This window comes from Phytobacter sp. V69, assembly GCF_965644215.1.
Taxonomy (GTDB): Bacteria; Pseudomonadota; Gammaproteobacteria; order Enterobacterales; family Enterobacteriaceae; genus Phytobacter.
Map to the genome: position 1 here is coordinate 1 of NZ_CBFFRL010000359.1, position 2,475 is coordinate 2,475.

General features: G+C 49.5%; 3 protein-coding genes and 2 pseudogenes. 2 read left to right on the top strand and 3 right to left on the bottom strand.

Annotation, left to right across the window (positions count from 1 at the left end):
* Positions 1–46 precede the first annotated feature (46 nt).
* Positions 47–247: pseudogene (locus ACSZPU_RS25005) on the bottom strand (plasmid mobilization protein); the annotation flags it as partial.
* Positions 248–1,131: 884 nt separating this feature from the next.
* Here ACSZPU_RS25005 and ACSZPU_RS25010 point away from each other — a divergent pair.
* Complete coding sequence (locus ACSZPU_RS25010; protein ID WP_499004291.1) at positions 1,132–1,518, top strand: hypothetical protein; 387 nt, start codon at positions 1,132–1,134, stop codon at positions 1,516–1,518.
* Positions 1,519–1,722: 204 nt separating this feature from the next.
* Complete coding sequence (locus tag ACSZPU_RS25015) at positions 1,723–2,121, top strand: hypothetical protein (protein WP_499004293.1); 399 nt, start codon at positions 1,723–1,725, stop codon at positions 2,119–2,121.
* A gap of 24 nt (positions 2,122–2,145) precedes the next feature.
* Here ACSZPU_RS25015 and ACSZPU_RS25020 read toward each other — a convergent pair whose 3' ends face one another.
* Complete coding sequence (locus ACSZPU_RS25020; protein WP_499004295.1) at positions 2,146–2,334, bottom strand: hypothetical protein; 189 nt, start codon at positions 2,332–2,334, stop codon at positions 2,146–2,148.
* A pseudogene (locus tag ACSZPU_RS25025) lies at positions 2,335–2,442 on the bottom strand (RecX family transcriptional regulator); the annotation flags it as partial.
* Between the last annotated feature and the right edge of the window lie 33 nt (positions 2,443–2,475).

Genomic DNA, 2,475 nt, shown 5'->3' on the forward strand with positions numbered 1-2,475 from the left:
AAAAAACGGGACACCATATTTTCAGCAATACGCTGATCGTTCAGATAACCTGCCTGGCAATCTGGTTAAGGTTGTTCCCCATGCCGGCAAGCTGACGAAGAAGCGCCGGCGAGAGCGAAGGAAGTTTGCCGGCGCGGGCGGGCTTCTCGTCCAGGCACGTCTGCCGCATCCAGGCTGCGAGCTGTTTACCGTCGCAGCGTTCCAGCAGACGCCGGTGCTCGTCTTCCGTTACCCACATGGTGAGCATTTTGCTGCGTTTGTCTGCCAATCCGGCCTCCTGATAACGCCGGGACGGGCGGGAAATCTTTTCCCGGTCGGCGCGGTGTTGGACAAGCCGCAGGCGCGTCAGTGGTTTTGGCGGGTTTCGGGGCGCAGCCCTGAACCAGTCACGTAGCGCTAGCGGAGTGTATACTGACTTTGTATGGTGAATAGATATGGGAATTCAGGGAAGTGCTTCATGTGGCAGGGGAAAAATGCGGATACTTGGCGTAAGTGCGACATGCAGGTAAGGATGAAATGACGCCTCCTCGCTCACTCAGTCGCTACGCTCCTGCCGTGAGGCTGCGGCGGGCGTTACGGTATTCCTGAGGGGATGTTTTTGATTTCCGAACTTTAAATGTACAAAAGCCCCGTGACAGAATCACAGGGCTTGAGTACTCTAATTCTTGCAGATGCCTGCCAGGATCAGACGTGACAATCAAATCCTAGCAGGGCTGGCTAGCCTTGTCACTACCAGCTTAATACCATTCAACGACATTAAACCTACATCTGCACCTTAGACGCTCAGGTCTACGCCCCGGACTCCGGCAGGATAAACAGGCAAACGGTGGAAACGTAACTTAACCGCGAAAGAGTTAGGCTCTACCCCGTCTCGCAGTACGATAACTGGCACCTGATAAAACGAGCGAACAAGGTAGCAGCAGGCGGTGTAGTGTGATTGCGAAGGTCTGACACTACACCCACACAATCAAACCTTTTGCAGGGTGAGAAAAACAAGAGAAGGGCTAGACGAAGGTCGCTCCGCTCCCCGTGATTTTTATATACCCACCACGGGGGCATTAGGATTTTATTGGTTTTTTTACATAAAAAAGTACCATGTAATGACCTCAACCCACTTCACATGGAATCACAGTGAACCTAATTCAAAAAACACTCGGCGGACTATCCAAGCAATACTACATCCGACAATTCATGTTCGGATGCATCTTCGCCGCAATAATTATCTCGGTGGCGATTAACGGAAACCAGCTGCATGCAGACACAGGAAAACTAGTTGTGTCGATATCTTTTGCGGTGATTTGTACACTGCTTTATCCATACTCAAGATTTGTTTACGAAAGTATCGTCGGGTATATCATGGGGGAAAACATCTTCTTCCTGAATGCATTTATCATGATGTTCTTCAAGCTGATCACCATGATGCTGTGCTGGTGCTTCTCAGTATTTATCGCGCCCGTGGGTATGCTCTACCTGTATTTTTATCACACAAAGAGAGAGCGCGACTCAGCCAACCAATAACTGGGATTTACCATAACACCCGTTGTCCGCACCGCTGAAACGGCCTCAGCGCGATTCTGAGGTCTGAACCGTGAAAACACACGCCTTACCCCACAAAAACAGCGCACAATGGCGCTGGTGAGTTTTGCGCGCGTGCATGGTTATGCATGGCAGTGACTGTGGTAAAATTTCGGGCATTATTTGTCACCAGATGGCTAAAACTTCATGTCCCGTAATCCAAAAAATGGCGGTAGACCAAATCAAAAACCGCGTAATATCCAGGAACTCGTCAGCACCCTGAGCGAAAGCGAACTACGCGCACTGAATCAGTGTATTGTCGAGCGTCTCCGGACCCTGCAACAACAACGTGCACAGCAGAATATGACGCAATTTCGGCTGGGTGACGTGGTACGCTTCACCGGTAATGACCAGAAAGAAGTCACAGGAATCATCATCCGTCTCAACAAAAAAACAGTATCAGTACACTCCGAGACAGGAGGGCGATGGACGGTATCGCCGCATTTTCTGACCTTAATAAAACGACAGGCAATCGGCGAGGAAGTAAGGCAGGAAACGTCACTTATCGTTGATATTCCTGTCACGCTTAACAAGCTGACACACTGAAAATAAAGAAATGAAGCGTAAGCGTCAGTCTTCCTGTGGTGTGATTGCTTCCATGATCATATCCATCGGAAACCAGCGACTTTGCAGGAACCGCATCTGACGCCCTTTTTCTCTGGCATCGGAAGGATAATCGTCCCCAAATTTTTTAATCCGGCAGTCTGATGCCATCTGAAACCAGTCCACATCACAGTCTTTAATTGTCTTTTCAGTCACCTCCTGATCGATACCTTTCTGTCTAAGCTCCTGCCTGATACGGGTCGGACCATACTGTTTTCGCAAAAAACGGGACACCATATTTTCAGCAATACGCTGATCGTTCAGATAACCTGCCTGGCAATCTGGTTAAGGTTGTTC

What these genes read in the sequence shown, in the direction of transcription:
- ACSZPU_RS25015 (WP_499004293.1), top strand. Translation starts at nt 1,723, where the DNA reads ATGTCCCGTAATCCAAAAAATGGCGGTAGACCAAATCAAAAACCGCGT.